The organism is Streptomyces sp. MK37H, assembly GCF_018035285.1.
Lineage (GTDB): Bacteria > Actinomycetota > Actinomycetes > Streptomycetales > Streptomycetaceae > Streptomyces > Streptomyces endocoffeicus.
On record NZ_JAAAYH010000447.1, the window covers coordinates 1 to 7,102 of the forward strand.

Consider the following 7,102-nt stretch of genomic DNA (forward strand, 5'->3'; position numbering starts at 1 on the left):
CGGGGTCCGTACCCGTGCCGCCGCCCGGCTGGTAGCGGTCGTTCCAGCGGGTCACCGGTGTTCCGGGGTAGCTCGGCTCGTCCCGGTTCGCCCATAGGACGAACGTCAGCCCCGTCAGCCCCACCAGCACGGTGAGCGCCAACGCCCGTACGGCGGTGATGCGCCGGCGCGCGGGTCCGGTGGCACCGGGCGCGATGCTGATCCGTCGCGCCTTCTCCCCCGGCACCGGCCCGTCCGCCGTAGCCCCCGCCCTGCCGATGGTGGGCAGCGGTGCGCGTTCGTCCACGCCCAGGGCCGCCAGGTGCAGCCCGAGCCGCTGGGTCTGGCCGGGGAGTCGTACGGCGGTGTCGGCCCAGGTGCGGATGGTCTCGGGGGCGATGCCGTCGGGCGGTACGAGGATGCTGGGGCCGGTCCAGTTCATGGCCCAGTACGCCGTCCCCCGCGCTACCAGTTGCGCCCCGATCAGTACGGCCAGGGCCTCTGCCAGGGGGGCGAGTGGGTCCTGGCCGGTCTGATCGCCACGGGGCATTCGCCCGCCCTCGGGCAGCCGGGCGTTGAGCGCGCGGGCCAGCGGCATGCGGCGGCCGCCGTCCAGCAGTCGCAGCACCCGGTGGATTGTCAGCGTGTCCGGCTCCGCCTTCGGCCGACCCATCCCCTCCGTCTCCTCCACCCCGCGCACCGCCTCCGCCAGCGGGGTCAGGATCCGTGTCGCGCGGTGCTCCGCCAGCTCGGTGAGCCAGTCCCGCCAGGGCACCCTCGTGCCCGCGTCCGGGCCGGACAGCAGGACGCGGCCCAGCGCGACCGCGTACCGCGGCTGTACGGAGAGAGGTCGCGGGGACGGGAAGGGTTCGGCTCCGGGCTCCCGCACGGGCAGGCGCGCCAGCCGTTCCAGCCGGACGGCCAGGGCCGGATGCGCGTCGTCGGGGTCCGCGGGCCGCTCCACGGCTCGGGCGCGCAACGCGGCCATCGGCTCCCGTAGTTCGGGCGCCTCGGCCATATGGGCGAAGGCGCGGAACGGATCGTCGGGGATCCGGCCCGTCGCCCGGCGCATCGGGGCGAGGAAGTCCACGAGGAACTCCTGCCACGCCGCCTCCAGCGCCGCCGTGGAGCACAGCGCGTCGGCTACGGCACCCGGACCGGCCACCCGCGCCGCCTCGCGATCGGCCTCCAGCTCCTGCCGCCGCCGGACCGGGCGGGTGAGCCAGCGGAAGACGTGGGTGTAGAGGCCGAGCAGCAGCAGCGGCACGCCCGCGTAGAGCCGCACCAGGTCGTTCGCGGCCGACGCGTCCTGGATCGCCTGCCGGGCGGCGACCAGGCCCGCCGCGCCCCGGTGGGCGACCGCGCCGAAGCGGCTGTGGCGGCCGGAGAAGTGGCCCAGCTCATGCGCGAGGACGGCGCGCAGTTCGGCGGGCGAAAGGCCGGCCAGCAGGGGCAGTCCCAGGTAGAGGACGCGTCGGCCGGGGGCGAGGCCGAGGAGCGGTGCGTCCTCGGTGACGGAGGCGTTGACCTCGGCGGTCAGCTTGATGCGGCCGGGCGGCCGGGTGCCGACGTCGAGGGCCAGCTCCTCGACCGTGCGCCATAACTCCGGCGCCCCGCGCCGGGTCACCGTCACCGCGTCCTCGCGCGGGGCGGCGGGGCGGGCGGTGCGGATCACCGCCCACACCATGCCGAAGACGATGGGGGCGAACGCCGCGCAGGCGGTGACGACGGTGGTGGGCGGCGTCTGGGCCTCCGGCGTTCCTGCGGTCCATACGGCGGCCACGAGGAAGGCCGCCCAGAGCAGCACCATGGCCGCGACCAGCGCGTAGAAGACGGCGAGCAGGGCGAGGGCGAGGAGCGCGCGGGCGGTGGCGATCATCGACGCCCCCGAATGCCGTCGCTGGCGCGGTTCTGGGCAACATTCGGGACATCGCCGCGGGCGCGGTCCGCGTCACCGTCGCGCGGCTTCACCCGGGGGGCGCCGTCCCCCCGCGCGTCGTGGCCGACGCCACGGGCGTCATCGCGTCCGGCGCCACGGGCGTCGTCCCAGACGTCGTCACGGGCCCCGCCGCGGCCGTCGGCGCCACCCCGCAACGCCCGGCCCTCGCCCCTGAACCCGGCCGACAGCCACTCCGCGGCCCCGTACAGGGCCACGCTCAGTGGGTCCTTCGGGGTGCGGGTCAGGAGGCGGTCGGTCGCGCGCCCCAGTTCCGGGGAGACGTCGAGCAGCAGGCTCAGTCGGGCGCGGGCCTTGTGGAGGTTGCTGCCGACGCTGCCGACGGAGATCCCCAGCTCGGCCGAGATCGCCTGGTAGCTCATGCCCTCGAGCGAGTGCATGACGACCACCTGGCGCTGGCGCGGTGGCAGCGTGCCGAGGGCGCGCAGGGCGGCCAGTGCCTCGGCGGTCTCCTCCACGCTCGCGGTCGTGGCGGCCGGGACGGTCATCTCGGCCGGCTTCCAGCGGAACCACCAGCGCCGCCCGTCCCGCGAGAGCTTGCGCCGCATGGTGGTGGTCACCCATGCCTCGGGCGAGGCGCATGCCCTGACCTCGGGCCAGCGGCGCATCGCCTCGATGTACGCCTCCTGCACCGCGTCCTCGGCGTTCTGCCGGTTGTCGCTGAGCATCACCGCGCGGGCGGCCAGCCAGGGGTAGGTGCGGGCGTAGAAGGCGTCGAACTCCTCCTCCGGCCGCCCGCCGCGCGTGGTCTCCTCGACGGTGTCGCTCATTCCGATCGACCCCCGCCCCGCTCGTCCCGCCCTTCCGGCCGCCGCCGTATCGTCAGCGCCGCGCCGTCGGGGCGGCGGTCGGTGAGGACCGTGCCCGGCTCCGTTCTGTTCACCAACTCGGCCAGCGTGCGCGCCCGGAGCCGTTCGCCCGAACGCGCCGCCAGCCAGCGGATGACGTCCCCCATCAGCCGTAGCACCCCCACCGTCACGACCGTTGCCACCGTGAGCCACGGATTGTCCATGAGCACCGTTGTGTCTCCTCTTCATGGTTCCCGGCCGCCGGAGCCGGTTCACCATGAAGAGCCCTCATGGACCGTATTTCTTCACCGCGTTTCGCACCGTGTTCTCCGGGAGGTGTCAGCGGAGGTCTCAGTGGAGGTCTCAGCGGAGGTCTCAGCGCGAGATGTCAGCGCAGGGCGCGCTGCGCCTCGTACAGGTTGCGGGGGTGGACCGCCTCCGGGTGGCCGTAGGACTCGATACGGGAGTGGAGCGGACCGGTGAAGTCCGGGACATCGATCTGGCCGAACTGCCGGACCTCGCTGATCCCGGCCGTCGCGCTGTACGGCGCGATGTCGTCGATCCTGACGCATCCGGCCCGCTGATTGGTGACCGTGACGTTCCAGTGGGCGAACCGCGCACCGTAGAGCGGACCTGCGCTCGCGTCGCCGCCGTGCGACCCCGTGTTGTCCACGGTGATCTCCGTACGGACGTTGGCGAAGGGCATCCCGCGGTGGGTGTCGAAGGTGCCCATCTCCATCCGGCCGCGCGACCAGACGTTGTAGCTGGACAGCCCCTCCACATTGATCCCGTGCAGTTGTGTCCCCGCCGGGGCCGGGACGGTGCGCTGGGCCAGGACGAAGTCCTCCACGAGGTTGTCGTGCGAGCCCTCGCGGCAGCAGTAAGGATGGTGGCTGCCGCGGCCCGTCACCCGGGTGCGGCGCAGGGTGCACGCCTTGGCGGCGACGAGCAGGAAGCCGTTGTCGACGTTGTTGACGGTCACGTCGTCCACCCAGCAGTCCCATGCGCACTGCAGCGCGACGCCGTTGTACCCCTTGTCCAGCAGATGCTGCGACTGCGGGGTCTCGACGACGTCGAGGGTGATGCCCTCGACCCCGGAGCCGGTGACCGGGCGCACCAGCGTGGTGAACCGGGGCTTCCAGGCGGGCCGGGCGTCGAGCGGCAGCGGGCGGTCGAGGGTCACCCGGCGGCGCCGCCGGTCGACGGCGACGACGCGGCACGGCCACTCATAGGGGACGTACGAGGTCAGCTTGGTCTTGTCGGTCCAGACGTAGTCGGCGGCGCCCTCGACATCACCGGCCATATGGGCCAGCAGCGAGTGCGCGTCGTCGTCGGTGAGTTGGAGCAGCACGCGGTCGCCGCGGCGCAGGGCGGACGGGTCCTCGACGGTCACCGTCCAGTCGCCGCGACGGGCGGGGGCGGCGAAGTCGGTAAGGGTGTGCCACTCGTCGCGCCGGTTGCCGGTCCAGCCCTCGAACGGCCATGCCTGGGCCCGGATCGCGTCGGTGAGGGAGCGCCGGCGGGCGTCCGGGCAGACCCAGATGAGCCCGCCGGCCCAGGACCAGGACGACTTGTCGCCGCCGTAGCGGCTGCCGTACGGGCCGATCAGCTCGGTGAGGTTGCGGGTCGCGTGGAGGGTGGTGCGGCCGCTGCCCGCGCCGCGCAGCACGACGTTGTCGTAGCCGAGGCGGATGACGTCGTCCACGCGGTACGTCCCGGGCGGCGCCAGCACCGTGCCGCCGCCGCGCCGACCGGCGGCGGCGATGGCGCGGTTGATCGCGGGGGCGGCGTCCGCGGAGCCGTCGGGCCGGGCGCCGAAGGCGCGGACGTCCGCGACGACGGGCAGGCGGGGGAAGCTCGTGCGGCCGCCGAGGTATCCGGCGCGGCCGACGTACGGGATCTGGGGGTGGTTGTACGGCCGGGCGCGGAACTCACGCCAGAGGGCGGACGTGCCCGTCCCGCCGGACGTACGGGCCCCGCCCGGCGTACCCGGTGCGGCGGCCGCCGCCGCGTCCGTGGCGGTCAGGAGCGGGGCACCAGCCCCCAGGAGCGTGGCGCCCGCCGCCAGGCCCATCGCACCGCCGAGCAACTGCCTTCTGTCGATCTCCGTGCCCATGAGCCAGCCCCGCCTTCCATGTATGTGAACGCAGTTCAGGTGAGAGACGGCGTGAGAATGCCATGGGGCAGGGGCGCACGGAAGGGGTCGCGTCAGGATGGGCGTAGGTCAAGCAGAAAGGTAGGCGTCAGGCGAGGACCGGGCCGGGGCCCGGTCGTTCACTTCGCCGCATCCCGAGTCAGATTGCTGAACGCCTCAAGATTCCGCGTCGATTCGCCCCGCGAGGTTCGCCATGCGTACTCCTTGCGAATGGCCGTGGCGAACCCCATCTCCAGCAGCGTGTTGAAGCTGCCGTCCGCGTTCTCCAGCACCGTGCCGAGCAGCCGGTCCAGCTCCTCCGGGGTGACGGCCACGAGCGGCAGCTTGCCCACCAGATAGATGTCGCCGAGCTGGTCGATCGCGTAACTCACCCCGTACAGCCGGGTGTTGCGCTCCAGCAGCCAGCGGTGGACCGCCTCGTGGTTCTCATCCGGGTGGCGGACGACGAAGGCGTTGACCGAGAGGGAGTGCCGGCCGACCCGCAGCGAGCAGGTGGTCGACAGCTTGCGGGTGCCCGGGAGCGTGACGACGTAGGTGCCGTCCTCCGGGCTCTCCCACTCCAGTTCGGCGTCGTTCAGCGTCCGCTCGATGACGGCCCGGGGGTCGGCCTCGGCGGCGGTGCCGGCCTTACGGTCGGCCTCGGCCGTGGGGTCGGCCTTACGGTCAGCCGTGGGCTCGGCCATGGGGTCAGCCTTGGGGTCAGCCATGGGCCGATCGTAGGCGACGCCGCTCGCGCATCGCCTCCGTGTACACCTCCGCCGTCGCCGCGGCGGCCGTGTCCCACCCGAAGGACTGCGCGTGCCCGGCCGCCGCCGCGCCCATCCGGTCCACCCGCCCCGGGTCCTGCACGAAGGGGCGCAGGGCGCGGGCGTAGTCGGCGGGGTCGTGGCCGTCGATCAGCGTGCCGCTGACCCCGTCCCGTACGGCCACCGGCAGACCGCCCACCGAGGCCGCCACGACCGGGGTCCCGCACGCCTGCGCCTCGATGGCCACCAGCCCGAACGACTCGCTGTACGACGGCATGACCAGCACGGACGCCGCCCGGTACCAGTCCGCGAGCTCGTCCTGCGCACAGGGCGGCCGGAACCGGACCACATCGCAGATCCCCAGCCGCGCCGCCAGCTTGTGCAGCCCCTCGGGCTTGGCCAGGCCGCTGCCGCTGGGGCCGCCGACCACGGGCACGACCATGCGCTCGCGCAGCGAGGGGTCCTCCTCCAGGAGGTGGGCGACGGCGTGCAGCAGGATGTCGGGGGCCTTGAGCGGCTGTATGCGCCCGGCGAAGAGGGGGATCAGCGCGTCGGCCGGGAGCCCCAGCCGGGCCCGGGCGGCGGCCCGGCCGTCGGCGGGCCGGAAGCGGTCGAGGTTCACCCCGGGGTGGACGACCGCCACCAGTTCGCGCGCCGCCTCGTAGTGGCGCACCAGCTCCTCCGCCTCCTCGGCGGTGTTGGCGATCAGCCGGTCGGCGGCGCGGACGATCTGCTGCTCGCCGATGACGCGGGCCGCGGGCTCGGGGGTGTCGCCCGCCGCCAGCGCCGCGTTCTTGACCTTGGCCATGGTGTGCATGGCGTGCACCAGCGGCACTCCCCAGCGCTCGGCGGCCAGCCAGCCGACATGGCCGGAGAGCCAGTAGTGGGAGTGGACGAGGTCGTAGTGACCCGGCCGGTGCCCGGCCCACGCCTGCATGACGCCGTGGGTGAACGCGCACAGCTGCGCCGGGAGGTCCTCCTTGGCAAGACCCTCGTAGGGCCCGGCGTCCACATGCCGGACGAGTACCCCGGGGGCGAGCTCGACGGCCGGGGGGAGCGCGGCGGTGGTGGCCCGGGTGAAGATCTCCACCTCGATGTCGATGGCGGCCAGGCGCCTGGCCAGCTCCACGATGTAGACGTTCATCCCGCCGGCGTCGCCGGTGCCCGGCTGATGCAGCGGCGAGGTGTGCACGCTGAGCATCGCGATCCGCCGCGGCCGCCGTGGAACGCGGCGAAGCCGCTGGTGGGGCGGGGCGCCAAACGGTATGTGGGACCGGCCTCGCAGGCCGCCGAGCCGGGACGCGTGCTGGCTCACCGAGCGTTACCTCCTTGCCGGGGCGGACTCCCTCCAGGGCGTCAACACCGGAACGGATGGTTCCCATTTCCGCTTTGCCAAAGCGTGACGTTCTGATGTCCGACGGCCACTCCCCGTCCGGCCCGACATGGGTTCCCGGCATGGGCTCCCGTCCGCCCCGGC

6 protein-coding genes are annotated in these 7,102 nt (G+C 73.6%); all 6 read right to left on the reverse strand.

Translation table 11 applies throughout. From position 1 onward, the window contains the following. On the reverse strand, positions 1 to 1,858 hold a 1,858-nt coding region (locus GWI24_RS37330; protein ID WP_210950485.1), incomplete at its 3' end, for a M48 family metallopeptidase. Beyond that, positions 1,855 to 2,706, reverse strand: a complete 852-nt coding sequence (locus GWI24_RS37335; RefSeq protein ID WP_247617420.1) for an RNA polymerase sigma factor — start codon at positions 2,704 to 2,706, stop codon at positions 1,855 to 1,857. The genes GWI24_RS37330 and GWI24_RS37335, both read right to left, overlap by 4 nt. Next, positions 2,703 to 2,948, reverse strand: a complete 246-nt coding sequence (locus GWI24_RS37340) for a hypothetical protein (protein WP_210950486.1) — start codon at positions 2,946 to 2,948, stop codon at positions 2,703 to 2,705. Before GWI24_RS37340 ends, GWI24_RS37335 begins: the two co-directional genes overlap by 4 nt. A gap of 164 nt (positions 2,949 to 3,112) precedes the next feature. Continuing rightward, a complete protein-coding gene (locus GWI24_RS37345) occupies positions 3,113 to 4,840 on the reverse strand; it encodes a glycosyl hydrolase family 28-related protein (protein ID WP_210950487.1) in 1,728 nt (575 codons plus the stop codon). Positions 4,841 to 4,998: 158 nt separating this feature from the next. Next, on the reverse strand, positions 4,999 to 5,586 hold the full coding sequence (locus GWI24_RS37350) for a YbjN domain-containing protein (protein WP_247617421.1): 588 nt from the start codon (positions 5,584 to 5,586) through the stop codon (positions 4,999 to 5,001). Further along, positions 5,579 to 6,940: a D-inositol-3-phosphate glycosyltransferase gene (mshA, locus tag GWI24_RS37355; RefSeq protein ID WP_210950488.1), complete on the reverse strand. Its 1,362-nt coding sequence runs from the start codon at positions 6,938 to 6,940 to the stop codon at positions 5,579 to 5,581. Before mshA ends, GWI24_RS37350 begins: the two co-directional genes overlap by 8 nt. Positions 6,941 to 7,102 lie beyond the last annotated feature (162 nt).